The organism is Azospirillum sp. UENF 111221, assembly GCF_058780625.1.
In genome coordinates this window covers 30,158-55,145 of sequence record NZ_JBSNCH010000003.1, presented here as the reverse complement: position 1 = coordinate 55,145, position 24,988 = coordinate 30,158, and the positions used below count along the sequence as shown (strand labels likewise).

Annotated in this window: 20 protein-coding genes; 8 read left to right on the top strand and 12 right to left on the bottom strand. The window is 66.1% G+C overall.

The window, feature by feature from the left end; all coding sequences use genetic code 11:
* Positions 1 to 277: 277 nt before the first annotated feature.
* The gene (locus ACWPN3_RS08720) at positions 278 to 2,476 is read left to right on the top strand and encodes a methyl-accepting chemotaxis protein (RefSeq protein WP_492261258.1); all 2,199 of its coding nucleotides are present in this window, start codon (positions 278 to 280) and stop codon (positions 2,474 to 2,476) included.
* Positions 2,473 to 3,150 carry a dienelactone hydrolase family protein gene (locus tag ACWPN3_RS08715; protein ID WP_492243003.1) on the top strand — a complete coding sequence of 226 codons (678 nt, stop codon included), beginning with the start codon at positions 2,473 to 2,475 and terminating at the stop codon, positions 3,148 to 3,150. The genes ACWPN3_RS08720 and ACWPN3_RS08715 overlap by 4 nt, the downstream gene beginning before the upstream one ends.
* On the opposite strand, the gene msrQ is transcribed toward ACWPN3_RS08715, so the two are convergent.
* From msrQ to ACWPN3_RS08700, 3 genes are all read right to left on the bottom strand, one after another.
* Positions 3,062 to 3,820: a protein-methionine-sulfoxide reductase heme-binding subunit MsrQ gene (gene msrQ, locus ACWPN3_RS08710; protein ID WP_492243002.1), complete on the bottom strand. Its 759-nt coding sequence runs from the start codon at positions 3,818 to 3,820 to the stop codon at positions 3,062 to 3,064. The two genes, ACWPN3_RS08715 and msrQ, sit on opposite strands and share 89 nt — an antisense overlap.
* A 2-nt stretch (positions 3,821 to 3,822) precedes the next feature.
* Positions 3,823 to 4,770 carry a protein-methionine-sulfoxide reductase catalytic subunit MsrP gene (gene msrP / locus ACWPN3_RS08705; protein WP_492243001.1) on the bottom strand — a complete coding sequence of 316 codons (948 nt, stop codon included), beginning with the start codon at positions 4,768 to 4,770 and terminating at the stop codon, positions 3,823 to 3,825.
* A gap of 127 nt (positions 4,771 to 4,897) precedes the next feature.
* Positions 4,898 to 5,311: a hypothetical protein gene (locus ACWPN3_RS08700; RefSeq protein WP_492243000.1), complete on the bottom strand. Its 414-nt coding sequence runs from the start codon at positions 5,309 to 5,311 to the stop codon at positions 4,898 to 4,900.
* Between the two features lie 271 nt (positions 5,312 to 5,582).
* On the opposite strand from ACWPN3_RS08700, the gene ACWPN3_RS08695 reads away from it, so the two are divergent.
* The 5 genes from ACWPN3_RS08695 to ACWPN3_RS08675 all read left to right on the top strand — a co-directional run bounded on the left by ACWPN3_RS08695 (position 5,583) and on the right by ACWPN3_RS08675 (position 14,947).
* Positions 5,583 to 11,477, top strand: a complete 5,895-nt coding sequence (locus tag ACWPN3_RS08695; RefSeq protein ID WP_492261257.1) for a HAMP domain-containing protein — start codon at positions 5,583 to 5,585, stop codon at positions 11,475 to 11,477.
* Positions 11,474 to 13,876 (top strand): response regulator, encoded by a 2,403-nt coding sequence (locus tag ACWPN3_RS08690; RefSeq protein WP_492242999.1) that lies wholly within the window; start codon positions 11,474 to 11,476, stop codon positions 13,874 to 13,876. The genes ACWPN3_RS08695 and ACWPN3_RS08690 overlap by 4 nt, the downstream gene beginning before the upstream one ends.
* A gap of 66 nt (positions 13,877 to 13,942) precedes the next feature.
* A complete protein-coding gene (locus ACWPN3_RS08685) occupies positions 13,943 to 14,317 on the top strand; it encodes a hypothetical protein (protein WP_492242998.1) in 375 nt (124 codons plus the stop codon).
* An 85-nt stretch (positions 14,318 to 14,402) separates the two neighbouring features.
* On the top strand, positions 14,403 to 14,672 hold the full coding sequence (locus tag ACWPN3_RS08680) for a DUF5985 family protein (RefSeq protein ID WP_492242997.1): 270 nt from the start codon (positions 14,403 to 14,405) through the stop codon (positions 14,670 to 14,672).
* Complete coding sequence (locus tag ACWPN3_RS08675) at positions 14,672 to 14,947, top strand: DUF5985 family protein (protein ID WP_109048699.1); 276 nt, start codon at positions 14,672 to 14,674, stop codon at positions 14,945 to 14,947. The genes ACWPN3_RS08680 and ACWPN3_RS08675 overlap by 1 nt, the downstream gene beginning before the upstream one ends.
* A 23-nt stretch (positions 14,948 to 14,970) precedes the next feature.
* Here ACWPN3_RS08675 and ACWPN3_RS08670 read toward each other — a convergent pair whose 3' ends face one another.
* A complete protein-coding gene (locus tag ACWPN3_RS08670; protein ID WP_492242996.1) occupies positions 14,971 to 15,402 on the bottom strand; it encodes a hypothetical protein in 432 nt (143 codons plus the stop codon).
* 225 nt (positions 15,403 to 15,627) lie between these two features.
* On the opposite strand from ACWPN3_RS08670, the gene purT reads away from it, so the two are divergent.
* On the top strand, positions 15,628 to 16,797 hold the full coding sequence (gene purT, locus ACWPN3_RS08665) for a formate-dependent phosphoribosylglycinamide formyltransferase (RefSeq protein ID WP_492242995.1): 1,170 nt from the start codon (positions 15,628 to 15,630) through the stop codon (positions 16,795 to 16,797).
* A 51-nt stretch (positions 16,798 to 16,848) separates the two neighbouring features.
* Here purT and ACWPN3_RS08660 read toward each other — a convergent pair whose 3' ends face one another.
* From ACWPN3_RS08660 to ACWPN3_RS08625, 8 genes are all read right to left on the bottom strand, one after another.
* Entirely contained in the window at positions 16,849 to 18,027 is a 1,179-nt protein-coding gene (locus ACWPN3_RS08660) for a calcium-binding protein (RefSeq protein ID WP_492242994.1), read from the bottom strand.
* Positions 18,028 to 18,269: 242 nt separating this feature from the next.
* Positions 18,270 to 19,505: an MFS transporter gene (locus tag ACWPN3_RS08655; protein ID WP_492242993.1), complete on the bottom strand. Its 1,236-nt coding sequence runs from the start codon at positions 19,503 to 19,505 to the stop codon at positions 18,270 to 18,272.
* Complete coding sequence (locus ACWPN3_RS08650) at positions 19,506 to 20,675, bottom strand: thiolase family protein (RefSeq protein WP_492242992.1); 1,170 nt, start codon at positions 20,673 to 20,675, stop codon at positions 19,506 to 19,508.
* On the bottom strand, positions 20,672 to 22,183 hold the full coding sequence (locus tag ACWPN3_RS08645) for a class I adenylate-forming enzyme family protein (RefSeq protein WP_492242991.1): 1,512 nt from the start codon (positions 22,181 to 22,183) through the stop codon (positions 20,672 to 20,674). Before ACWPN3_RS08645 ends, ACWPN3_RS08650 begins: the two co-directional genes overlap by 4 nt.
* Positions 22,176 to 22,724, bottom strand: coding sequence for a biotin transporter BioY (locus ACWPN3_RS08640; protein ID WP_109451757.1), 549 nt, complete (start codon positions 22,722 to 22,724; stop codon positions 22,176 to 22,178). Before ACWPN3_RS08640 ends, ACWPN3_RS08645 begins: the two co-directional genes overlap by 8 nt.
* Positions 22,725 to 22,751: 27 nt before the next feature.
* The gene (locus ACWPN3_RS08635) at positions 22,752 to 23,402 is read right to left on the bottom strand and encodes an energy-coupling factor transporter transmembrane component T family protein (RefSeq protein ID WP_492242990.1); all 651 of its coding nucleotides are present in this window, start codon (positions 23,400 to 23,402) and stop codon (positions 22,752 to 22,754) included.
* Positions 23,402 to 24,076, bottom strand: a complete 675-nt coding sequence (locus tag ACWPN3_RS08630) for an energy-coupling factor ABC transporter ATP-binding protein (RefSeq protein ID WP_109451761.1) — start codon at positions 24,074 to 24,076, stop codon at positions 23,402 to 23,404. The genes ACWPN3_RS08635 and ACWPN3_RS08630 overlap by 1 nt, the downstream gene beginning before the upstream one ends.
* Positions 24,077 to 24,328: 252 nt before the next feature.
* A complete protein-coding gene (locus ACWPN3_RS08625) occupies positions 24,329 to 24,964 on the bottom strand; it encodes a lysozyme inhibitor LprI family protein (RefSeq protein WP_109451763.1) in 636 nt (211 codons plus the stop codon).
* Between the last annotated feature and the right edge of the window lie 24 nt (positions 24,965 to 24,988).

The following is a 24,988-nucleotide window of genomic DNA, read 5'->3' as shown; positions in this document are numbered from 1 at the left end:
ACAAGGGAATATCATATATATTTAGCACACAACAACTGTACATACTGCGTACCGCATTCGGGTCCCGGCGGGAAATAGGCGCGGAGCGGTGCAGGCCGGGAACCGGTCACGCCGGTGTACGGATGTCCCCTAAGTGACCGGGCGACGAAACATATTTAGACTCCCGATGGCTACCGGACACAGCAGAATCCGGAGTGAGCCTCCTTGGGGGATACGCATGAATATTCGTACGAAAATTCTGTGCGCGAATATCCTGATTGCCGCCTTCCCGATCTGCATGGCTGTTGTCCTCGCATGGGACGCGGTCGGGGCCTTGCAGCAGCGCCACCGGACCGAACGCTCGCTCTATGCCTTCGAAGCGACTTTGCAGATCGGCCCTTTGCTGGCGAGCGAGCGTGGGCGCTGGGCGGTGGCGTTCGACAGCGAGAAGCCGCTGGAGGCCGCCACCGCCAAGCCGCTGGACGATGCCGTCGCGGTCTCCGACGCCGCCATTGAGAAGGCCCGGGTGCGGATCGAGGCCGCCGGTCTGTCCGCCGGCCCGATCCTGAACGCTGCGAGCCAGATGAAAGCCGCCCGGATGGCAGCCCGGCAGGCGGCGGAGCAGGCCAAAACCGCCCGCCCGGCGACCATCGCGGCAACCACCGTGGACGCCATCACGGCAGCCAACCAGAGCGTCGGCAAGGCGATCGACGACACTTACCGATCCACCATCGTCAACAGTTCCGACCTGTTCGGGCATGTCAATCTGGCGCGTCTGGCGCAGGACATGCGCGACATCGGCGGCACCCGCTCCGCGTCGGTCGGGCTGTTCGTCGCCGGCATGGCGTTCGGGCTGGACCGCTTGCAGGCCGCCACGGAGATGACGGGCAAGGTTGCCGTCCTGTGGCAGATGATGCAGCAGGCGGTGCTGAATCTTGGCAATCCGCCGGAACTGACCAAGGCGCTGGACCATGTGCGCTCCACCATGATGACGGAGGGCGAGCAGCGCTTCCAAAGCGTGATCGACGCGGCGCGGAAGGGCGCGCCGCCGCCGGTCGCGCTGGCTGACTGGCGTCCCTGGGTGACGCCGATGCTGAACAACGTCCTGGTGATGCGCGATGGGGCGCTTGCCGTGGCCCATCAGTTGAACGAGGAAAGCATCACCGAAGCCTGGACACAGTTAATCCTGGCCGGCCTGGTTCTGGCCGCGGTGTGCATCACCTTCGGCATCGTGCTGATAATGCTGTCGGTGCAGGTGACGCGGCGGCTGGGATCGCTGACCTCCACCGTGGTTCGGTTGGCCGATGGTGACATAGGCGTCGACATTGCCTATTCCAAGCAGCCGGACGAGATCGGCGCCATGGCGCGGGCCATCCAGGTGCTGAAGGAAAGTGCCATGGAGCGCGTGCGGCTGGAAGCCGATCAGGAAGCCCAGCGCGCGGCCCGTGAGAAGCGCACCGCCGTGGTCGAACGGATGGTGCAGGGCTTCGACCGCACCGTGTCGGCCATCCTCAGCAGCGTCTCCGGCGCCTCCGCCCAGTTGAGCGACACCGCCGGGTCGATGGCGGCGCTGGCGGAGGAGACCAGCCGGCAGGCCTCAGCCTCCACCGCGGCGGCGGAGCAGACCTCGGTGAACGTGCAGACGGTTGCCTCCGCGACCGAGGAGATGACGGCGTCGATCCACGAGATCGGCGAGCAGGTCTCCCGCTCCAATAGCGTTGCCGCCCGTGCGGTGCGGGAGGCGCAGGACACCACCGGATCCGTCCGCAATCTGGCCGGAGAGGTCGCGCGCATCGGCGAGGTGGTGAAGCTGATCCAGTCCATCGCCAGCCAGACCAACTTGCTGGCGCTGAACGCCACCATCGAAGCCGCGCGTGCGGGGGAGGCCGGCAAGGGCTTCGCCGTCGTCGCCAGCGAAGTGAAGCAATTGGCCAACCAGACAGCCAAGGCGACGGAGGATATCTCCGCCCAGATCGACAGCGTCCAGAACGCCACCCGGGGGATGGTCAGCGCCATCGAGGAGATTGGCGGAACCATCGGCGCAATGAACGAGATCGCTGCGACCATCGCCGCCGCCATCGAAGAGCAGAGCGCCACCACGGCGGAGATTTCCCGCAACGTCCAACAGGCGGCCCAGGGCACCGGCGAGGTCAGCGGCAACATCGCCCAGGTGCATGAGGCCGCCGCACAGACCGGGCAGGCGGCATCGCAGGTGCTCGACGCCTCCACCGGCCTGACCCGCCAGGCGGCGGATTCTGCGGCGGGAGATCGAGACCTTCCTGGCCGGCATCCGCGCGGCCTGAGGTCCGTTTCGGCGGACGCGCTCCATAGGGTGACGAAGCGATTCCCCGCCGCGAAGGGAAGGGGGATATGTCGAAGGAAGCCTTGCGCTGCCCTGTCGCCAGTTGCCCTGACGTTTCGGACCCTTATGATTGTCCGCAACCACCGCCCGGACGATCCGGGAGCGGTCCCGCAAGGAAGAGGGTTCAGGACATGAGTAACGCAACGACTGCCGGCTGGATCGAACTCACGGCGGCGGACGGCCACCGGATGCGCGCCTATCGCGCGCCGGCCAAGGGCGAGGAGATCGGGCGCCTGATCGTGGCTCCGGAAATCTTCGGTATCAACCATCACATCCGCAGTGTCTGCGACGGCTTCGCCCAGCAGGGTTTCACCACGGTGGCGCCCGACCTGTTCGACCGGGCCGAGCGCGGAGTCGAACTGCCTTATGACGATGCAGGCATTCAGCGGGGCATCGCGCTGAAGGGGGCAGTGGCAACCGCAGACGCCTTGCAGGACGTCGCTGCGGCGCTGGCCCATCTCGGCGGTGACGGGTCTGCGGCCATCGTCGGCTATTGCTGGGGCGGCAGCATCGCCTGGGCTTCCGCAGCGGCGCTGCCGGTGCGCGCCGCCATCGGCTATTACGGCGGCGAGATCGGCAAGTCGCTGGACAGTGCACCGCGGGTGCCGACCCTGCTGCATTTCGGCGAGCAGGACCACGCCATCCCGCTGTCGGTCGCCGAGGGGGTGAAGGCCCGCTATCCGTGGGTGCCGGTGCATGTCTATCCGGCCGGCCACGGATTCAACTGCGACGAACGGGGGAGCTTCCATCCGGAAAGTGCGGTGCTGGCGCTTCGCCGGACCGTGGGGCTGCTGCGGGCCGTGTTCTGACCGGGGCCTCCTTCCGCCGCCCGTCCTTCCGCTGCCCGAGCCGGATCGGCCAGCGGCGGAAGGCGAGCAGCCCGATACAGATCAGCGCATAGACGAGCGGCGCCGTCTGCCATCCCTTCACCAGCATGATGAAGTGCAAGCAGCCGGCCAGCCCGGCGACGAAGACGGCCTTGTGCAGGGCACGCCAGCGCTTGCCGCCCAGCCGCTTCACCATGCCGTCGGTGGAGGTGGCGGCCAGCGCCGTCAGGATCAGGAAGGCCCCCATGCCGACCGTGATATAGGGCCGCTTGACGATCTCCTTCCAGATCGCCGGCCAATCGAAGAACTGGTCCAACCCGACGTAGGTGGACAAATGGACCAGCGCATAGAAGAAGGCGAACAGTCCCAGCATCCGCCGGAACCGTGCCAGCCCGGCCACCCCCGTCAGCATGCGCAGCGGTGTCAGCGCCAGCGCGATCAGCAGGAAACGCAAGGCCCAGAGCCCGCTGGCCTTGACGCTTTCCAGCACCGGCTCCGCCCCCAGCTCGCCGCTGTAGGCGAGCCAGACGGTCCAGACCAGTGGAACCAGGGCGAGGGTGAAGACGACGGGCTTGGCCCAGCGCGAGGTGAGGGCGGCATTCGTGGCGGCGCGCACATCGACGCCGCCGGCGGAGGCGAGGGGGGCGGCCATGGTCAGTAATTCGCCTTCAGGTCCATGCCGGCATAGAGCGACGCGACCTCTTCGCCATAGCCGTTGAAGGGCAGGGTCTTGCGGCGCGAGAATTCGCCGACACGCCGCTCGGTCGCTTGGCTCCAGCGCGGATGGTCGACGTCCGGATTGACGTTGGAATAGAAGCCGTACTCACGCGGCTGCGACTTGTTCCAGGCGGTGGCCGGCTGGTCCTTCACCAGCGAGATCTTGACGATCGATTTGATCGACTTGAAGCCGTATTTCCACGGCACCACCAGCCGGATCGGGGCGCCGTTCTGGTTGGGCAGCACCTCGCCATACATGCCGACGGCCAGCATGGTCAGGGGGTTCATCGCCTCATCCAGCCGCAGCCCTTCGGTATAGGGCCAGTCCAACACCCAGGAGCGCAGGCCCGGCATCTGCTTCGGGTCGTTCAGGGTCTGGAAGGCGACGTATTTTGCGTTGCCGGTCGGTTCCACCCGCTTCAGCAATTCCGCCAGCGAAAAGCCGACCCAGGGGATCACCATTGACCAGCCCTCGACGCAGCGCAGGCGATAGACGCGCTCCTCCATCGGAAACTTCAGCAGATCCTCGATGCCGATGGTCATCGGCTTGGCCACTTCGCCGCCGATGGCGATTTCCCACGGGCGGGTCCTCAGCGTGCCTGCATTCTCGGCCGGATCGCTCTTGCCGGTGCCGAATTCGTAGAAGTTGTTGTAGGTGGTGGCCGACTTCATCGGCGTCGTCGGATCGAACTTCGGATCGGCCGGCTTGATCGTGGTTGCCGCCTGGAAGGGGCCTGCCAGCGCGCTGCGGCTCCATCCCGGCAGGCTGCCCAGCGCCATGGCGGCGGCGCCACCGGCGATCAGGCTGCGGCGCGACAGGAACAACTCCCGCGGCGTCACCTCATCTTCGCGTGCCTGCGACGCGGTGGGAAACTTGAACAGCATCGACCCTCTCCCGAACGGACCATTCCTGCCACTAACCATAGGTCGGCGGTTGGCCATCGGCAAATCACAGGGTCTACACAATTGCGTGAACAGAGCTGCTGCGTGAACGGATCTGCGCGTTGCGCGATCAGCGGCGGCCGAGCGGGATCACCACGGCCGGACCACCGAAACCACCACCACGCGTCATGCGCCGTGTGGGAAAGGGCAGCACGTCGGCCGGCGGGCGCGGCGGAGGCAGGCGCGGCATTCCGGCAAAGGAATGGGCAAGGGCAGCGCCCTGCTGACAGGCGCGCATCCAAGAGAGCATGCAGCACATCGAAGCCTGCATGGAAAACGTCCAAAGAGTCATCGCCAAGCCCCAGGCTGTGATGTGTTGGGTCGTCTTGCCCTGCGGAAGGCGGCCGGCGCCGAAATGTCCCGCCATGGCTGGATCCATAACGATGTCCGTCATCGAATCGTTCCGAAGCCTGAGCTTCTGATAATGGACGGTCAGCTGAGTTAAGGCGGTGACAAGGCCGGCCAAGCTCAAGAAAATGCTCACCTCATCCTAAGTTATAGGCATAGTCCTTATGCCGGAAGGCGGAGTGCCTACGAAAGGCCAAGTTGACCCGAATAGCCTTTACTTCATCGTGCGGGGCTGTAGGACTGCGCAGTCACGCTCCGGATGAGGATGGAGTGCGCACACTGTCGGTGCGGACGTTCGGAATCCCGGTTGTGTTGGCCTATGTTTTCTTCGACCGCGCAGTGGAGCGGTTCTGGGGATGGGCAGAGCGCGGTCCATGGTGGGCACGGCGCGCGGATTGGGGAACGGCATGACGGCGATGGTCGAGACGGCGGACGCGTTGGATCCGAAGGTTCTGCTGATGGCCTTGCGGCAATTGCGCAAGGGTGAATTCTCAGTGCGGCTGCCGCTGGACCTCACCGGAATCGATGGCGAAATCGCCGCCGCCTTCAATGACGTTGTCGAACTGAACCAGAACCTGACCACCGAGGTCAGCCGACTCAGCGTCGCCATCGGCAAGGAAGGCCGCATCAGCCAGCGCGCCAAGCTGAACAATGCGTCCGGCGGGTGGGAAACCTGTGTCGACAGCATCAACACGCTGGTCGGCGACATGATCCAGCCGACGACGGAAATCGCCCGCGTCATCGGCGCGGTCGCCAAGGGCGACCTGTCCAAGACCATGGCGCTGGAGATCGAGGGCCGGCCGCTGCAGGGTGAGTTCCTGCGCACCGCCCGCAACGTCAACACCATGGTGGACCAGCTGGTCACCGTCACCACCGAGCTGACGCGAGTGGCGCGCGAAGTGGGGATCGAAGGCAAGCTTGGCGGCCAGGCCCAGGTCAAGGGCGTTGCCGGCAGCTGGAAGGACCTGACCGAGAACGTCAACGTGATGGCGGCGAACCTGACCGGTCAGGTCCGCAACATCGCCGAAGTGACGACGGCGGTCGCCAAGGGCGACCTGTCGAAGAAGATCACCGTCGACGTGAAGGGCGAGATCCTCGAGCTGAAATCGACCATCAACACGATGGTGGACCAGCTGAACAGCTTCGCCTCGGAAGTGACGCGCGTTGCGCGCGAGGTGGGCTCGGAGGGCAAGCTGGGCGGTCAGGCGAAGGTCGAAGGTGTTGGCGGCACCTGGAAGGATCTGACCGACAATGTGAACATGATGGCGGAAAACCTGACCGGCCAGGTCCGCAACATCGCTGAAGTCACCACCGCGGTCGCGAAGGGCGACCTGTCGAAGAAGATCACCGTCGATGTGAAGGGCGAGATCCTCGAGCTGAAATCCACCATCAACACGATGGTGGACCAGCTGAACAGCTTCGCTTCGGAGGTGACGCGCGTTGCGCGCGAGGTGGGCTCGGAGGGCAAGCTGGGCGGTCAGGCGAAGGTGGAAGGCGTCGGCGGCACCTGGAAGGACTTGACCGACAGCGTGAACATGATGGCGGCCAACCTGACCGGTCAGGTCCGCAACATCGCCGACGTGACCACCGCGGTCGCGACGGGCGACCTGTCGAAGAAGATCACCGTCGATGTTAAGGGTGAGATCCTCGAACTGAAATCGACCATCAACACGATGGTGGACCAGTTGAACAGCTTCGCTTCGGAAGTGACCCGCGTTGCGCGCGAGGTGGGCTCGGAGGGCAAGCTGGGTGGTCAGGCACGGGTGGAAGGTGTCGGCGGTACGTGGAAAGACCTGACCGACAGCGTGAATCTGATGGCGGCGAACCTGACCGGTCAGGTCCGCAACATCGCCGATGTGACGACGGCGGTCGCCAACGGCGATTTGTCGAAAAAGATCACCGTGCCGGTGAAGGGCGAGATTCTGGAGTTGAAAAACACCATCAACACGATGGTGGACCAGCTGAACAGCTTCGCCTCGGAGGTGACGCGCGTTGCGCGCGAGGTGGGTTCGGAAGGCAAGCTGGGCGGTCAGGCCCAGGTGAAGGGCGTCGGCGGCACCTGGAAGGATCTGACCGACAGCGTGAACGCGATGGCGACCAACCTGACCGGGCAGGTGCGAAACATCGCGGAGGTAACGACGGCGGTCGCGAATGGCGACCTGTCGAAGAAGATCACCGTCGACGTGAAGGGCGAGATTCTGGAACTGAAATCCACCATCAACACGATGGTGGATCAGCTGAACAGCTTCGCCTCGGAAGTGACGCGCGTTGCGCGCGAGGTGGGCTCGGAAGGCAAGTTGGGCGGTCAGGCCCAGGTGAAGGGGGTCGGCGGCACCTGGAAGGATCTGACCGACAACGTGAACGCGATGGCGACCAACCTCACAGGGCAGGTCCGCAACATCGCCGAGGTGACGACGGCGGTCGCAAACGGCGATTTGTCGAAGAAGATCACCGTCGACGTGAAGGGTGAGATCCTTGAGCTGAAATCGACCATCAACACGATGGTGGACCAGCTGAACAGCTTCGCCTCCGAAGTCGCCCGCGTGGCGCGCGAGGTCGGTATCGAGGGCAAGCTGGGCGGTCAGGCCCAGGTGAAGGGCGTTGCCGGTACCTGGAAGGATTTGACCGACAATGTGAACATGATGGCGGCGAACCTGACCGGTCAGGTCCGCAACATCGCCGAAGTCACCACCGCGGTCGCGAAGGGCGATTTGTCGAAGAAGATCACCGTCGATGTGAAGGGCGAAATCTTTGAGTTGAAGTCGACCATCAACACGATGGTGGACCAGCTGAACAGCTTCGCCTCCGAGGTGACTCGCGTGGCGCGCGAGGTGGGCTCTGAAGGCAAGCTGGGCGGTCAGGCGAAGGTGGAGGGCGTCGGCGGCACCTGGAAGGATCTGACCGACAATGTGAACATGATGGCGGCGAACCTGACGGGACAGGTGCGCGGCATCGCCAGCGTCGTCACCGCGGTCGCCGACGGCGACCTGAAGCGCAAGCTGGCGGTGGACGCCAAGGGCGAGATCGCGGCGCTGGCCAACACCATCAACGGGATGATCGACACGCTGGCGACCTTCGCCGATCAGGTCACCAACGTGGCGCGCGAGGTGGGCATCGAAGGCAAGCTGGGCGGTCAGGCCCGCGTGCCGGGTGCTGCCGGCCTGTGGAAGGACCTGACCGAGAACGTGAACCAGCTGGCCGCGAATCTGACCACCCAGGTCCGCGCCATCGCCGAGGTCGCCACCGCGGTGACCAAGGGCGACCTGACCCGCTCCATCACCGTGGAGGCGATGGGCGAGGTCGCGGCGCTGAAGGACAACATCAACGAGATGATCCGCAACCTTCGCGACACCACGCTGAAGAATGCGGAGCAGGATTGGCTCAAGACCAACCTCGCCAAGTTTACCCGTATGCTGCAGGGCGAACGCGATCTGGTCACCGTCTCCAACATGATCCTGTCGGAGATCGCGCCGCTGGTGAACGCCCAGCACGGCGTCTTCTATGTCGCCACCCGCGACCGCGACGAGCCGCTGCTGGAACTGGTCGCCAGCTACGCGTTGAAGGAGCGTAAGAACCTGTCCAACCGCTTCCACCTGAAGGAAGGCCTGGTCGGGCAGTGCGCCTACGAGAAGAAGCGCATCCTGCTGACCAACGTGCCGCGCGACTATGTCGCCATCAGTTCCGGCCTGGGCGAGGCGCCGCCCTTGAACATCATCGTCCTGCCGGTGCTGTTCGAGGATGACGTGAAGGCGGTGATCGAGCTGGCGAGCTTCGGCCGCTTCAGCGAGACGCACCAGAGCTTCCTGGAGCAGCTGACCGAGAGCATCGGCATCGTGCTGAACACGATCGCCGCCAACATGCGCACTGAGGGGCTGCTGAAGCAGTCGCAGCGCCTGACCACCGAGCTGCAGAGTCAGCAGGAGGAGCTGAAGACCACCAACGAGCGGCTGGAACAGCAGGCCGCCTCGCTGCGCAAGTCGGAAGAGCTGCTCAAGGCCCAGCAGGAAAAGCTGACCACCACCAACGAGGCGCTGGAGGAGAAGGCCGAGCAGCTGGAGAAGCAGAACATCGAGGTGGAGCGCAAGAACCGCGAGGTCGTGTTCGCCAAGGCGGCGCTGGAGGAGAAGGCCGAACAGCTTGCCCTGACCTCCAAATACAAGTCACAGTTCCTGGCCAACATGAGCCACGAGCTGCGCACGCCGCTGAACAGCCTGCTGATCCTGTCGAAACTGCTGGCCGACAACCCCGACACCAACCTGTCCGACCGTCAGGTGGAATTCGCCCGCACCATCCACTCCGCCGGCTCCGATCTGCTGGGCCTGATCAACGACATCCTTGATCTGTCGAAGATCGAATCCGGCACCGTGACGCTGGAGATCGGCGAGGTCGTGCTGGGCGACCTGCGCAACCATGTGGAACGCACCTTCTCGCAGCTGGCGCAGGAGAAGAAGCTGGACTTCGCCATCGAGATGGACGAGGCGCTGCCGGCCAGCATCCAGACCGACGAGAAGCGGCTGGCCCAGGTGCTGAACAACCTGCTGTCCAATGCCTTCAAGTTCACCGAAAGCGGCGGTATCACCTTCCGGGTCGCCCAGGCGACGGAAGGCTGGAGTGCCGCCCATCCGACGCTGGACGCCGCATCCTCGGTGCTGGCCTTTACCGTGATCGACACCGGCATCGGCATCCCCGAGGACAAGCAGCGCATCATCTTCGAGGCGTTCCAGCAGGCCGACGGCACCACCAGCCGCAAATATGGCGGCACCGGCCTCGGCCTGTCGATCAGCCGCGAGATCGCCCGTCTGCTGGGCGGCGAGATCCGCGTCGCCAGCACACCGGGCCGGGGCAGCGCCTTCACGCTGTTCGTCCCGCGCAGCTACGACATCGTTGCCGAACCGGTCACGCAGCTCGGCACGCCCGTCATCGCCGCGGCCAGTGCCGCCATGCCGCCGACCGCACTGCTGCCCAAGCGGACCGAGACGGCGACCCGCCCGGTGGTGGCCTCCGGCCCGCAGGAGGGGCTGGCGCTCCTGGACATGCAGCAGCCGTCCGGCGACGACCGCGAACGCCTGCGCCCCGGTGAGCCGGTGGTGCTGATCGTGGAGGACGACAACACCTTCGCCTCCATCCTGATCGATCTGGCGCGGGAGAAGGGCTTCCGCACCATCCTGTCCAGCGGAGGGTCTGCGGCGCTGCCGCTGGCGCGCAAATACCGGCCGGATGCCGTCCTGCTCGACATCGGGCTGCCGGACATGGATGGCTGGGCGCTGCTCGATCTGCTGAAGCGGGACCCGCAGACCCGGCACATCCCGGTCCACGTCATCTCCGCCAAGGACGAGCGGCGGCGCGGCCTGGCGATGGGCGCCTTCGACTATTCGGAAAAGCCGGTGGAGCGCGAGGCGATCTTTGACGCCCTGAACCGGGTCAAGAGCTTCCGCGAGCGCGACCACCGAAGGCTTCTGGTGGTGGAGAAGGACAGCCCGCAGCCGGGCGGCGTCGCCGCCCTGATCGGCAACGGCGATGTGGAGACGCACACCGTCACCTCGATCGAGGCCGCGATGGCGGCGCTGAGCGCCGACCACTTCGACTGCATGGTTCTGGATTTGTCGAGCCCGACCCTGCCCGGTCCGGTGACGGTGGATTTCGAGCTGATCGAATGGCTGCGCACCCGCGACACGCTCGCCTGGATGCCGGTGGTGATCTATGTCGCCGCCGACATCGCGGCGGAGGACGAGGCGCGGCTGCGCCGGCTGGCCGAGACCGTGGTTCTGAAGAGCGCCCGCTCGCCGGCCGGGCTGCTGGATGAAACCGCGCTGTTCCTGCACCGCGCCGTCGACCGGCTGCCCGACGAGAAGCGGCGCAGCATCCTGGATCTGCGCCAGCACGACCCGTCGCTGGCCGGCAAGCGGGTGCTGGTGATCGACGACGACATCCGCAACATTTTCTCGCTGGCCAGCGTGATGGAGGCCCACAAGATCGAGGTCCTGCATGCCGAGAGCGGGCGCGAAGGCATCGAGCGGCTGCGCGCCGACCCCGGCGTGGATGTGGTTCTGGTCGACATCATGATGCCGGAGATGGACGGCTATGAGACCATGCGCACGATCCGCAGCATCGACGAGTTCCGGGCGCTGCCGATGATCGCCGTCACCGCCAAGGCGATGAAGGGCGACCGCGACAAGTGCATCGAAGCCGGCGCGACCGACTACATCGCCAAGCCGGTGGACATTGACCATCTGCTGTCGCTGCTGCGGATCTGGACCGCCAAGAACAACCGGCAGCAACCGCGCGGCGGGGTGCAGGCATGACCCGGCGCAAGCTGCAGCCCGTTCGCGCGGTGCGGCGCGCGCCGTTCGTCCCGTCGGCCGCCAGCCCGGTGCCGGCGGCCCGCCGGTCGCGGCTGCTCGGCACCGCCAGCGCTCAGCCGACCGGCGGGGACGCCGTCCGTCATCCGATTCCGCCGGCGGCAACCACGGCGGAAGCGGCGCTGGCTGCTCCTGCGGCCGTTCCTCCCGCCACTGTGACGCCACCGCCGGCCACCGTTGCTGCGGGATGCGAAAGCGGAACCATGACCTCCGACTCACACCCGCAGCCCGACAAGGCGGACGTCGCTATCCTGATCGTCGACGACGACCCGCGGAACCTGTTCGCCGTGCGGGAGACGCTGGAGGATCTGGGGGCGCAGCTGGTGCTCGCCCGGTCGGGAGAGGAGGCGCTGAAGCATCTGCTGCGCCAGGACTTCGCCCTGATCCTGCTGGACGTGCACATGCCGGGGATGGACGGCTACGAGACGGCGGGGCTGATCCGTCTGCGCGAGAAGTCGCGCCATATCCCGATCATCTTCCTGACCGCCATCAACAAGGACGAGACGCACATCTTCCGCGGCTATGCCACCGGCGCCGTGGATTACATGTTCAAGCCGGTCGACCCGCAGATCCTGAAATGCAAGGTGTCGGTCTTCGTCGACCTCTACCGCAAGACGGAGGAAGTCAAGCGCGAGGTCGAGGCCAAGCAGCGCCTGCTGGACGAGAACGAGCGGGTGCGGCGCGAGATGCGGCAGGCCGAACAGGCGCTGCGCCGGTCGGAGGAGCGGCAGGCCCTGATCCTGGGCCAGCTTCCCATCGTGCTCTACACGGCCGACCTGACGCCGGGCATTCCGTTCCGCTACCTGTCCGACACGACTGAGACGGTGCTGGGCTGTCCCGCCGCCCGTTTCATCGAGGATCCGAATTTCTGGGAATCCGGGCTGCATCCGGACGACCGCAACCGCGTGATGCGCCAGTTGGCGTCGATCCACGATGCCGGGCTGACCACGGTGGAATATCGCTGGCGCGGACCGGACGGCGGCGAGCGTCATCTGCTGGACCAGGCGGTGGTCGTGCGCGACGAGGACGGCCGGCCGGCCGAACTGTTCGGCACCATCATGGACGTGACCGAGACGCGCCAGGCCCAGCAGCAGCTGGCCCATGCGCAGAAGATGGAGATGGTCGGCCAGCTGACCGGCGGCATCGCCCATGATTTCAACAACATGCTGATGGTGGTGATCGGCAGTCTGGAGCGGCTGGTCCCCGGCCTTGCCGACGATCCCAAGGCGGCGCGCCGGGCCGAGATGGCACTGCAGGCGGCGCTGCGCTGCTCCGACATGACGCGGCGGCTGCTGACCTTCGCCCGGCGGCAGCAGCTTCACCCGGAACCGGTGGATCTCGGCGACCTCGTCGCCGGCATGGGTGAACTGATGGAGCGCACGCTGGGCGGCGGTGTCGCCATCGCAATCGAGGCGCCGTCCGCCGATGCCGAGCCGCTGTGGATCGCCTCGGTCGACCGCTCCCAGGCGGAATCGGCCCTGCTGAACCTGGTCATCAACGCCCGCGATGCCATGCCAGGCGGCGGTACGCTGCGGATCAGCACGGCGAACACCCGGTTTGCGGAGCCGCAGACCGGAAACGGCATGTCGGTGGCGGCCGGCGACTATATCCTGCTGTCGGTGGCGGACAGCGGATGCGGCATGCCGCCAGACGTGCTGGAGCGCGCCTTCGAGCCCTTCTTCACCACCAAGGAGACAGGGAAGGGCACCGGTCTCGGCCTTGCCATGATCCATGGCTTCGTCAAGCAGTCGGGCGGTCTGATCGGCATCGACAGCAAGCCCGGCAGCGGCACCACCTTCCGTCTCTATCTGCCGCGGGCGGCGATGGACGCCGCCCATGGCGGGCCTACCGACGAGGAGGACGGCCATGAAGCCTTCGCCGGCCGTGGCGAGACCGTGCTCGTGGTCGATGACGATGCCGACGTGCGGTCGGTTGCGGTGCAGGCGGTTACGGCTCTGGGATACCGCGTGCTGGAGGCCGATGGCGCCGAGGCGGCGCTGACCCTGCTGGACCGCCAGCCGGTCGATCTTCTGTTCACCGACATCGTCATGCCCGGCGGTCTGAACGGCCGCGAACTGGCGCTGGAGGGCTTGCGCCGCCATCCCTCCTTGCGGGTGCTGTTCGCCTCGGGCTATGCCAACGGAACGTCTGCGCCGGAACCGGAGGCCGGCGCGCCTGCCGACGCCGGCGGCACCGCCGATCCCGGCGCCGTTTTGGGGGCTGTGATGAGCCGGGCGGAAACGCTGTCCAAGCCATACCGTGACGGCGATCTGGCCCGTGCCCTGCGGCGCGCGCTGGATCTGCAGACCCCTCTTGCCCCGGCGGAGGCCATCCGGGGGTGATGAGGGGAATCGAGGGCGGCGTTGCCCCACGCCGCCGGTTGTGCATATCAGGTCAGGTTCTGGTTCATGGTTTTGTCCGATGATGCGCTTACGCTGTTGCGAGGTTCGATCCGGTCTGTCTGGGCGTTGGAGCTTCTTCTTCTTCTGCGGCGGACTCCCGATCGGGACTGGTCGAATGGCGATCTGGTCAGAGAGTTGCGTGGCAGCGAGGTGGTGGTGCAGGAGGCGCTGGCCGGGTTCCTCGGCGCCGGCCTGCTGGTGGCGCAGACCGACGGCTGCCACCGTTACCGCCCGGCCTCCCCGCTTCTGGACCAGTGGGTGGAGGAGATCGAGCAGGCCTATGCCACCCGTCCGTCCGCCATCATCCGGGAGATCTTCGCGGCTCCCGGCAACAAGGTGCAGATCTTTGCCGATTCCTTCCGTTTCCGCCTCAACGATTGATCTCAGTGACTGAAATGACCGCGGACTACATAGTCGGGAATGCGTGCCGTCCTCTGCGGGGGGAGAGCGGGGTGGGAGCGGCGACATGGATGTCGTGAAATCAGCCGTCTATCTGCTGTGCTTTGCCACCAGCCTGCTGTGCATGGTGCTGCTGCTGCGCAGCTGGCTGCGCTCCCGCAGCCGGCTTCTGCTGTGGAGCACGCTGTGCTTCGTCGGGCTGGCGGTGAACAATCTGCTGCTGTTCATCGATGTCGTCGTTCTGCCGACGCAGGTAGACCTGCTGCCGCTGCGCCAGTCCTCCGCCATGGCAGGCGTCGGCGTGCTGCTGTACGGCTTCATCTGGGATGCCGAGTGATGCTGCCCACCACCTCCAGCTTCTTCACCGGCGTGCTTGCAGCGCTCTATGCGGTGGCCGGGCTGTTCTTCCTCGGTTTCTGGAAACGGACGAGGGACGCGCTGTTCGTCAGCTTCGCGCTCGCCTTCCTGCTGCTGGCGCTGAATCAGATCGTGCTGGCGCTTGGCGGGCTGGAACGCGAGGAGCAGAGCTGGGTCTATGTGCTGCGCTTGCTGGCCTTCCTGCTGATCATCGGCGCCATCGTCCGCAAGAACCTGGAGGGGCGGCGGCGCTGAACCGCTTCGGTGACGTCCGCCTTTTACTTGCGGCCGTCACCGAAGCGGCGGCAGTCCCATTCGTCGGTCCCGGCTTCGGCCCGCCCGCCATTGGAGGTGCGGTAGCGCGAATCGTCGCATTGGCCGTTGCCGGCATAGCGGCTGTAGCCGCCGCGACCCCGGCCCTCATAGCCGCTCGCATAGCCATTGCCGTAATAGCCGCTGTTGTCGTAGCCGCCGCGATGGCGCTGATGCCGACCGCGGTTGCGGTCGCCATCGTCGTCGTCACCGCCGGCGGTGGCGGCCAGCACGCCAAGCCCGACCACCGCGGCACCGATCAGCAGGGCGCCGGCCATGTCGTCGTTGCCGTTGCCGGCACAGCCCGGCAATGCCAGCGAGCCGGCCAGGCAGACGGCCATCAGGGTCCTGCCGCCGAAGAACCCGCGCCTTGCCGCCGCTTGTGTGGTCGTTGCCATCGCCGCCTCCCGAAACAGGGGTTCATTTAGACATGAACACATGAGCGGAGTTTTTCATCCGCTACCATTATAATTTCTTTTTAGAAATATTTGCGTGGCCCCGGTTCCGTTTGGCTGCTGCATACGGGAGGCCTACGGCGGGGCTTGGCCCGGCTGGCCGGAAGCCCTATGGTCGGCCAGCTGTCGCCAATATCGCCAGTTGTCGCCAATATCGGGAGTGCGTCGATGTTCACCGCAAGGATCCTGCTGCTCGGCTCCGGGGAGCTGGGCAAGGAATTCGTCATTGCCGCCAAGCGGCTGGGCTGCGAGGTCATCGCCTGCGACAGCTACGCCAACGCGCCGGCGATGCAGGTCGCCGATCAGGCGGAGGTGTTCTCCATGCTGGACGCCGACGCCCTGCGCGCCGCCATCGCCAAGCACCGCCCGGATTACATCGTGCCGGAGGTCGAGGCGATCCGAACCGAGGTGCTGCACGAATTCGAGGATGCCGGCACCACGGTCGTGCCGTCGGCCCGCGCCGCGACGATGACGATGAATCGCGACCGCATTCGTGAGGTTGCGGCGACGGAACTCGGTCTGCGCACCTCGCGCTACCGCTATGCCGAGAGCCTGGAGGAGGTACGCGCCGGGGCGGAACACACCGGATTCCCCTGCGTCGTCAAGCCGGTGATGTCGTCCTCCGGTAAGGGGCAGAGCACGGTGCAGGGTTCCGCCGGGCTGGAGGCCGCCTGGGACTATGCGGTGGCGAACATGCGCGGCGACCGCCGCAAGGTGATCGTCGAGGAGTTCGTCCCCTTCGACTATGAGATCACGCTGCTGACCGTCCGCACCCGCGACGGCATCCTCTATTGCGAGCCGATCGGCCACAGGCAGGAGCGCGGTGACTATCAGGAATCCTGGCAGCCGGTCGCCATGCCGCAGGCGATGCTGGACGACGCCAAGGCGATGGCGGCGCGCGTCGTCGATAATCTCGGCGGCTACGGCATATTCGGCGTCGAATTCTTCGTCACCGCCAACGAGGTGATCTTCTCCGAACTGTCGCCGCGCCCGCATGACACCGGCATGGTTACGCTGCTGTCGCAGAACCTGTCGGAGTTCGAACTGCACGCCCGCGCCATCCTGGGCCTGCCGATCCCGAACATTCTGTGCCGTGCCCCGTCGGCCTCCGCCGTCATCCTGGCCGACCGCGAGGCGGAGAATTTCCGTATCGAGGGGCTGGCGGATGCGCTGCGCCTTGGGTCGGTCGAGCAGGAGGTCGACGTCCGCCTGTTCGGCAAGCCGACCACCCGCAAGAACCGCCGCATGGGTGTGGCGCTTGCAACCGGCACCGACACCGACGATGCACGGGCGCGGGCCAAGCAGGCGGCAGACAAGGTGACGATCCGGTATCTGTGAGCCGTTGAGTTCGATCCTGCGGGCGGGGATACCCCGCCTGCAGGAGCCGTGTCAGACAGTGGCGGCGAGCATGCCAGCCGAGGGATCCGACCCGAGCACCGGTGCGGCCCGGCCGGTTGTTGCCAGCGGGGTGGTGGATCGTCCTTCCCGGTAGCCGAAATTCACGTAATGGGCTGCCGCCGACGCTTCGCTGTTGCCAAACCGACGCTGAAGATCGGGATTCCGCGCCAGATAGGCAGCCGCGTTAAACGTCGTCGTCCGTCCTTCCAGCCGTCCCGTGGTGGCATAATGGAGGGCCGCTGCCGTTGTGCTGGATCCGAAGGCCTGGATCAGATCCGGGTTTGCCGCCAGATAACTCGTCGCATCGAAGGAGGTCTTTCGCCCCTCCAACCGACCGTTGGTGATGTAATGACGGGTCGCTGTGACAGTGTCCACCCCGAAGGCCGCGGCCAGATCCGCGTTGGCGGCCAGATAACCGGCGGCATCGAAGCTGGTCGCGCGGCTCTCAGTATAGCCGCTCCGAATGTAGTGAGTGAAGGCAGCGGCCTGATTGGTGCCGAAAACGGCGGCCAGATCCCGGTTTGCCGCCAGATACCCCAGGGCATCGAAACCAGCGGCACTCGAAGTCGGCACCATCCCGTCGTAATATCTGACGTATTCGACATTCATCAGAACGTCGCTGCCATTGCTGCGATCAAGAATGGCAACCTGCCCATTGAAGGCGATCAGCCTCGCGGTGCTCGTATATTGGAGATTGATGACGGTGTCGATACCTTCTCCGCCATCGATGGTATCGAAACCAGGGCTGGTATAGATCTGATCGTCACCTCCACCACCGCTGATGTAATCGTTTCCCGCGTATCCCTGTAAATAGTCCGTCTGGGATGAGCCAAATATTTGGTCGTCACCTGACAGCATCGACGGGACTGTCAATACATTAGAAAAATCATATGCGTTTGAAAAGCTCAGATTTGCATTGCTGATCGACAGCAGGATATTTCCACTGGGCTGCGTCGCTGTGAGGGACGTAATTCTTCCTGATATGTTATTTCCGGTTATATTGATATTGCCATTTACTGTAGCGTCCATCACGGTCGCGCCGTTTTTTGTAAATCGGGCAACGATCTGCGATGGAGTTATTGAATACAGAAAAGAGTTGTCATAATCGATACCGGTACCACTTCCGCCATCCCATAAATGCAAGGGTACGTTTCCAACGACGATGCTCATATCAATCTCTCTTTCTATTTTCTGATTCCATCGCGCGGTCGGCATTCACTTCCGTATTCCGCGAGAAAACAGCCCAAGTCGCATCCAGAGGAAAGCTGCCCTTATTTCCAGTCATCGTGCAGAAAGAGGATTTTGTAACCTGAATGCACCTTTAAGTATATGCAGGAATCTCTCAAAAAGTCTAGAGTTGAGCCCATCGGCTTCTGGGCATATGCAGTGATGTGTGGAGGACTCGCCTCACGCTACCTCCCCAGCAACCTGTCCACCCGCCGCAGCGCCGGGAACATCGCCGCCCACAGTCCGGCGAGCCCGATCGCGCCGACGCCGCCCAGCACCACCGCCGGAACCGCACCAACCAGCGCCGCGACGCTCCCGGATTCGAACTCGCCCAACTGGTTGGACGCGCCGATGAACAGCGAGGTGACGGCGCCGACCCGGCCGCGCATCTCGTCGGGGGCGGACAGTTGGACCAGCGTCTGGCGCACGAACATGCTGACCTGATCGGTGGCGCCGACCGCCAGCAGGGCGATGAAGGACAGAACCGGATCGGCCGACAGACCGAAGGCGACGGTGGCGACGCCGAAGCCGGCCACCGCGATCAGCATCCAGCGCCCTGCATGGCGCTTCACGCCCCAGCGGGTGATGACCATCGCCATGGCAAGCGCTCCCAATGCCGGGGCGGAGCGCAGCAGGCCGAGCCCCCACGGCCCGACATGCAGCACATCGCGCGCATAGATCGGCAGCAGCGCCGTCGCCCCGCCCAGCAGAACCGCGAACAGGTCAAGCGAGATGGCGCCCAGAATTTCCGGCCGGCTGCGGATGAAGGCGGCGCCGGCCAGCATGCTGGTCAGGCTCATGGCGCGCTTGGTCATGGTGACGGGGCGCGGCCGGCAGGCGGCGATCAGCAGGACCGACAGCGCCAGCATCGCCGTGCTGACGCCATAGACCGCCGCCGGACCGGCGATGTAGAGCAGGCCGCCCAGCGCCGGTCCGGAGATCTGCGCCACCTGGACGCCCGACGACTGCCAAGCGACGGCGTTCGGCAAATCCTCCACCGGAACGGTCGCGGACAGGATCGCCTGGTTGGCCGGACCCTCGAAGGATTTGGCGAGGCCGATCAGCGCCACCACGGCAAAGATGGCGTGGGGCGACAGGGCGCCCGCCATGGTCAGCAGGAACAGGGCGGCGACAGCGATCATCTCGACCGACAGGGCGCCAAACAGGACCGTCTTGCGGTCGTTGTTGTCGACCACATGGCCGGCCACCAGAACCAGCGCCAGCGAGGGCAGGAACTGGAACAGCCCGACCAGCCCGAGATCGAGCGGGTCGCCGGTCATGGCATAGACCTGCCAGCCGACCGCCACCACCTGCATCTGGATCGCAAGCATCGAACAGACCCGCGCGCTCCAGAACAGGGCGAAGGCACGATGACGGAAGGCCGACCGGAAACTATCCCCGGCCGCAGGGGCGCTGGTCATTCAAACTGGCTCCAGAAGTGTGGCGAGCCCCAGCCCGCCGCCGATGCCGAGCGTGGCGAGGCCCCGGCGGGGCGCACGGCCCGCAGCCGGGAACAGCATTTCGCTGAACAGGCGCGTCACCAGGATCGCCCCGGATGCGCCATAAGGATGGCCGAGCGCCAGGGCGCCGCCGCCGACCGAAACGCGCGATTGGTCGATGCCAAGCGCATCGAGGCTCGCCAGCACCTGGGCGGCGAAGGCTTCATTGAATTCGACGAGGTCGATATCGGCGATTGTTAGGCCGGGGTTGCGGGCCAGCAGCCTGGTCACCGCCGGAATAGGGCCGGTGCCGAGGAGCTTCGGATCCACCCCCGCCGCGGTGCTGTCGACCACCGCCAACCCAAGGGTGAGGCCGAGCGTGCGGAACTTCCGCTCCGACACCACCGCCACCACGGCGGCACCGTCATTGACCGGGCAAGCGTTGCCTGCCGTGACCGTGCCGTCGGGCCGGAGGATCGGGCGCAGCGCCGCCAGCTTTTCAAGGCTGGTCTCGGCCCGCGGGCATTCATCGAGGGCGACGACGCGGCCGTCGCGGAGGTGCAGCGGAACGATCTCGCGGTCGAAGCGCCCGGCGGCCTGCGCAGCCAAGGCCTTGCGGTGGCTGTCCAGCGCGTAGCGGTCCTGGCGGGTGCGGTCGATGCCGTGGACAGTGGCGACAGTCTCCGCCGCCTCGATCATCGACGGGTCGCCGACCTCGTCGGGGGCGAAGCGGGCGCGGTCGTAGAAGCTGGGGCTGCGGTAGAGGCTGGAGGGTTTGGCGATGCGCCAGGGGGCGGTGCTGGTGCTCTCTACCCCGCCGGCCAGGACGACGTCGCAGGCCCCGGACTGTACCAGCCGGGCGGCGAGATTGACCGCCTCCAGCCCCGATCCGCATTGCCGGTCCACCGTGACGCCGGGCACCGACACCGGCAGCCCGGCCGCCAGAGCCGACAGCCGTGCGACATTGCCGCCGGGACCGACCGCATTGCCCAGCAGAACCTCATCCACCTCCGTGGGGTCCAGTGTAGCGTCGGCCAGCACGGCGCGGATGACCGGGGCGGCGAGATCCTCGACGGGAAGCTCGCGCAAGCTGCCGCCGATGCGGCCGACCGGGGTCCGCCGGGCGGCGACGATGATGGGGCGGCTGGTCACGCCACCACCTCCAGCCCGCCGTCCGGTCCGCCGAGCTTCGCCCGCTCGCGCACATCGGCGCGGGCGATCTTGCCGCTGCCGGTCAGGGGCATGTCTGACGCGGCGAAGACCAGCCGCGGCGCCTTGTAGCCCTCCAGCCGGTCCTGGCACCAGCCGCGCAGGTCGGCGAGCGAGGCGCGCGCGCTCCCGCGCCACCACACCACAGCGGACAGGGCATCGCCCCAATAGGGGTCGGGCAGACCGAACACCACCGCCTCCGCCACCGCGGGATGGGCGCGCAGGACCGCTTCGACCTCCGCCGGGTAGACGTTCAGGCCGCCGGTGATGACCATGTCGCCGGCCCGCCCGACCAGCCGCAGCCAGCCTTCGCCGTCGATCCAGCCGTAATCGCCGACCGTGCCCCAGCCGTCCCGCTCGCGGTAGCCGGCACCGTCGGTGACGCCGAGATAGCCGTCGCTCAGCATGAGGCTGCGCACCCAGACGGTGCCGGGCCGGCCGCGCTGCACCGGAAGGCCGTCATCGTCGCGCAGGCTCAGCTCAACCCCGTGGAAGGGGCGGCCGACGCTGTCGGCGGGGGCACCTTCGCGGGACGAGCGCAGGCTGACGAAGCTCAGCTCGGACGCGCCGTAATATTCCAGCACGGCGGCGTCGGGGCAGAGGGCGGCCAGCCGGTCATGCACTGCGGGCGCCAGCTTGGCGCCGGAACAGACCACCCGGCGAAGGGCAGGGAAGCGTCGGTCGTCGCGCTCGGCCGCGTCGAGGATGCCGACCAGCATCGTCGGCACCAGCACCAGCGTGGTGACGCCGCACTCCGCCAACTGCGCCGCCGCGTCGGTTCCGTCGAATTTCGGCTGCACCCGCACCGTGGCGCCGGCCGACAGCCCTTCCACCGCGCCATAGAGGCCCAGGCCATGGACCAGCGGACCCGGCACGAGAACGACGTCCTCGGCGCCGATGCCGAACTCCACCCGGCTCGCCTCCAGCGTCGCCAGCCAGGAGCCCTGGTTGCGGATGAAGGCCTTGGGCCGGCCGGTGGTGCCGGAGGTGAAGCCGACCAGGAATGGCGTCTTCGGATCGATGGCGGGGATGGTCCAGCCCGCCGGCTGCGCCGCGATCCAGCCGGCGGCGGTCTCGGTCGTCAGATGCAGATCGGGGCGGAAGGTCTCGATGGCCGCGGCGGTCTGCGCGGCGCTCCATTTCGGGTCGAGCAGACCGACGATGCCGCCGGCCGCGACGATGCCGAAGAACAGCGCCAGCAGTTCCGGCCGGTTGCCCAGGCTGAGCGCCACGCGCGGCGGCGCTCCATCCCGGCGCAGGGCAGCCACACCGGCACCGGTCCGCCGCACCTGCTCCAGCAGTGCGCCGTAGGACAGCGTTTCGTCACCGAAGATCAGGGCCGGATGGTCAGGCGTCCGTTCGGTGGCCAGCACGAAGGGGCGGACGAGGCTGTCCGCCCCCAGATAGCCGCCGGTCGCCAATGGCTGCTCCGGAATCATTTTCTCAGGCATGGATGGGCAGGATGCCGGCGCGGCGGACGCCCGAGGCGGCGACAGCGGCGATCCCGGCCTTGATCAGGTCGCCCGGCACGAAGGCCAGCGAGCCGAACACGGCCTTGTCGATCGGCAGACCGGCGACCAGCCACAGCCAGGGAATGCCGCCGGCATAGACGACCAGGATGCCGCCGAGTACGCTGACTGCGAACAGGCGGATCGGGTTGGCGGTGGTGGCGAAACGCTCCGCCAGCCAGCCGGTGACGAAGGCGCCGACCGGCCAGGACAGCACGAAGCCGCCGGTCGGCCCCAGCAGGACGCCGATGCCGCCGCGACCTCCCGCCAGCAGCGGCAGGCCGGCCGCGACCAGAAGCACGAACAGCAATGCCGCGATGCCGCCGCGCTTGGCGCCCAGGATGGTGCCGGCCAGCATGACGCCCAGCGTCTGCGCGGTGACCGGCACCGGCAGGAAGCCGAGCGGAATCGGCGGGGCCATGCCGAGCCCGCCCAGCAGGGCGGCGAACAGGGCGCAGAGGACGAGGTCGCGGGTGGACAACATGGCGGACGCTTCCTTCGGCTGGTGACGTTATCGTTGAGTATTGTTTTTGGTTTTGCTGTCGTTCGTCCCAGCATCGGCCGGGTCGTAACCGCGCGCTTCCAGTGCGGCGGTCAGATCATCGGCCATGGTGAGGATCTTGACCAGCAGCGGAACGAACAGGGCGGCTATGTTGCGCTCCACGCCGCGGGCACGCTGGGCCATTCGCACCTCGCGCACCTGTTCGCCCAGCAGCGGGATGAAGCGGATGGTCAGGGCCAGCATCAGCGCCATCTTCGCCGGGTTGACCCCGACCGGACGCAGCAGGCCGAACAGCCGCTCGAACAGATCGACCATGTCCATGACGCGGGTGGTCAGCGTGACCAGGGTCGCCAGCAGGATCAGGGCGGCGAAACGGGCGACGGCGACCGCCGTCTCCTCCCAGCCGCCGCCGGCCAGCAGCGCCTGGAAACCGAACAGCAGGGTCAGCATCAGCACCGGCGCCCGCAGCTCCGACAAGACTCGTCCGGCCGGCAGCTTTGCCGCCACCAGAACCGCGGCGCCGATCAGTCCGGCGGCCAGCGCCCCCCAGCCACCAGGCATGGCCAGCACCAGGATGGTCACCAGCAGCAGGCCGCCGAGCTTCGCCCCTGCCGGCAGGCGGTGAACGACCGACTCCCGATGCAGGTAGAGGCCCAGCATCAGCCGAGCCGCTCGATGTAGGCCGGCACGGTTTCCGCCGGCGGGCCGTCGGCGACGATGCGGCCATCCTCCAGCACCAGCGCCCGGTCGAAATCCTTGACCATGTCGAGGTCGTGAGTGACGACGATCACCGTCTGCGGCAGGCCGCGCAGCAGGTCGATCACCTTGCGGCGGTTGCGCAGGTCGAGCAGCGTGGTCGGTTCGTCGAAGATCACGTAGGCCGGCTCCAGAACCAGCACCCCGGCAATGGCGAGCAGCTGTTTCTCGCCGCCGCTCATCTGGTGGGCGGGCTGGTGCCGGTAGCGGTCGAGGTTGTAGCGTTCCAGCGCCCCGGCAACGCGGCGGGCGATCTCGTCCTTCGGCAGCTTGCGCGCCTTCAACCCGAAGGCGAGGTCCTCCTCCACCGTCGGGTAGACGATCTGTGTATCGGGATTCTGGAAGACAAAGCCGACCCGCTGCCGCACGGCCCGGCCGTCGCTGCGGGTATCCAGACCATCGACCGTGACGGTGCCGGCGGCCGGCACGATCAGCCCGTTCAGCAGGCGAGCCAGCGTGCTCTTCCCCGAGCCGTTGCCGCCGAGAATGGCGATGCGCCGCTCGGCCAGCCGCAGCGACAGGTCGTGCAGGACGGGGCGGTCGCCATAGGCGTGGGTGACGGACCGGAGTTCGATCATCGACGGAGCCAGGGCCTTCGCGGTGCAGTTCTGTTGCGTGTGCGAAAGGTTCTTAGCCGGTTTGTGGGCGGCGTTCCAGGGAAGAGCGTGGCCGTGGCGGCTTCGATTGGATTCCCATCCATGGTCGACTGCGCGCTCGCCCTATTCTGCCGCCTCGTTGTCCGCTGTGATCGGCTCTTCGAGCGGTACGGTCAATCGGCGTCGCTTCAAACCGACTTCTGGACTGATTGTACTTGGACGCCGCATCGCGGATCAGAAGGTGGGAGCGGCTTTGCTCTGGCGTTTGTAGTTTCCAGTTCCGTTGACATTGAACCCCATCCCACAAATGCCATCCTGCCTCACGTTGACGGCGCTTTCGGTAAAGGTGAATTCAATTTTACAGTCTCCATAGTCGCTTTCATCATTCGATGCGAATATCGCATGATTTCCGTTGAGAATTGCTACTCCCTCAACTTCGCCCGTGTTCATTTTGTACATGGCGCTCAGGCTGAATTTGATGGTGCTGACGGATTCTTGAGCGACAAGAAGCTCTCCGCCGGCGGCTTTATAGGTGCCGGAAACAGTTGCTGCCGCAGGGGTGGCGTGCTGCGGGGCGCTCAAGGCTGCCAACCGCGTTTGATAAGCCGATGCAAGACAAGTCACATCCGTGCAACGGTTTCGCTGCGCGATCCAGTTCTTCTGCTCGGTCTTGAGATCCGCCGGAGCGGTGCTGTTCTGAAGTGCAGCCTTGTAGGCGCGGCCAAGCTCGCTGTCGAGATTTGACAACCGTTCGTCGGAGCAAACCGCCTTTTCCACAGGTGTGCCGGCTTTACCGCAGTCGAAGCTTGCCGCGAAGCTGCTGCCGCCGCCAATTGCAGTCAGGGCAGCGGTCAGTATTAGAACCCGCATATCGACCTCATTGAGTCACGAGCA

Bases quoted from the DNA above. Each gene is read 5' to 3' on its own strand.
- ACWPN3_RS08720 (WP_492261258.1), top strand. From the start codon at position 278: ATGGCTGTTGTCCTCGCATGGGACGCGGTCGGGGCCTTGCAGCAGCGC.
- ACWPN3_RS08715 (WP_492243003.1), top strand. From the start codon at position 2,473: ATGAGTAACGCAACGACTGCCGGCTGGATCGAACTCACGGCGGCGGAC.
- msrQ (WP_492243002.1), bottom strand. From the start codon at position 3,820: ATGGCCGCCCCCCTCGCCTCCGCCGGCGGCGTCGATGTGCGCGCCGCC.
- msrP (WP_492243001.1), bottom strand. From the start codon at position 4,770: ATGCTGTTCAAGTTTCCCACCGCGTCGCAGGCACGCGAAGATGAGGTG.
- ACWPN3_RS08695 (WP_492261257.1), top strand. From the start codon at position 5,583: ATGACGGCGATGGTCGAGACGGCGGACGCGTTGGATCCGAAGGTTCTG.
- ACWPN3_RS08690 (WP_492242999.1), top strand. From the start codon at position 11,474: ATGACCCGGCGCAAGCTGCAGCCCGTTCGCGCGGTGCGGCGCGCGCCG.
- ACWPN3_RS08685 (WP_492242998.1), top strand. From the start codon at position 13,943: ATGGTTTTGTCCGATGATGCGCTTACGCTGTTGCGAGGTTCGATCCGG.
- ACWPN3_RS08680 (WP_492242997.1), top strand. From the start codon at position 14,403: ATGGATGTCGTGAAATCAGCCGTCTATCTGCTGTGCTTTGCCACCAGC.
- ACWPN3_RS08675 (WP_109048699.1), top strand. From the start codon at position 14,672: ATGCTGCCCACCACCTCCAGCTTCTTCACCGGCGTGCTTGCAGCGCTC.
- ACWPN3_RS08670 (WP_492242996.1), bottom strand. From the start codon at position 15,402: ATGGCAACGACCACACAAGCGGCGGCAAGGCGCGGGTTCTTCGGCGGC.
- purT (WP_492242995.1), top strand. From the start codon at position 15,628: ATGTTCACCGCAAGGATCCTGCTGCTCGGCTCCGGGGAGCTGGGCAAG.
- ACWPN3_RS08660 (WP_492242994.1), bottom strand. From the start codon at position 18,027: ATGAGCATCGTCGTTGGAAACGTACCCTTGCATTTATGGGATGGCGGA.
- ACWPN3_RS08655 (WP_492242993.1), bottom strand. From the start codon at position 19,505: ATGACCAGCGCCCCTGCGGCCGGGGATAGTTTCCGGTCGGCCTTCCGT.
- ACWPN3_RS08645 (WP_492242991.1), bottom strand. From the start codon at position 22,183: ATGCCTGAGAAAATGATTCCGGAGCAGCCATTGGCGACCGGCGGCTAT.
- ACWPN3_RS08640 (WP_109451757.1), bottom strand. From the start codon at position 22,724: ATGTTGTCCACCCGCGACCTCGTCCTCTGCGCCCTGTTCGCCGCCCTG.
- ACWPN3_RS08635 (WP_492242990.1), bottom strand. From the start codon at position 23,402: ATGCTGGGCCTCTACCTGCATCGGGAGTCGGTCGTTCACCGCCTGCCG.
- ACWPN3_RS08630 (WP_109451761.1), bottom strand. From the start codon at position 24,076: ATGATCGAACTCCGGTCCGTCACCCACGCCTATGGCGACCGCCCCGTC.
- ACWPN3_RS08625 (WP_109451763.1), bottom strand. From the start codon at position 24,964: ATGCGGGTTCTAATACTGACCGCTGCCCTGACTGCAATTGGCGGCGGC.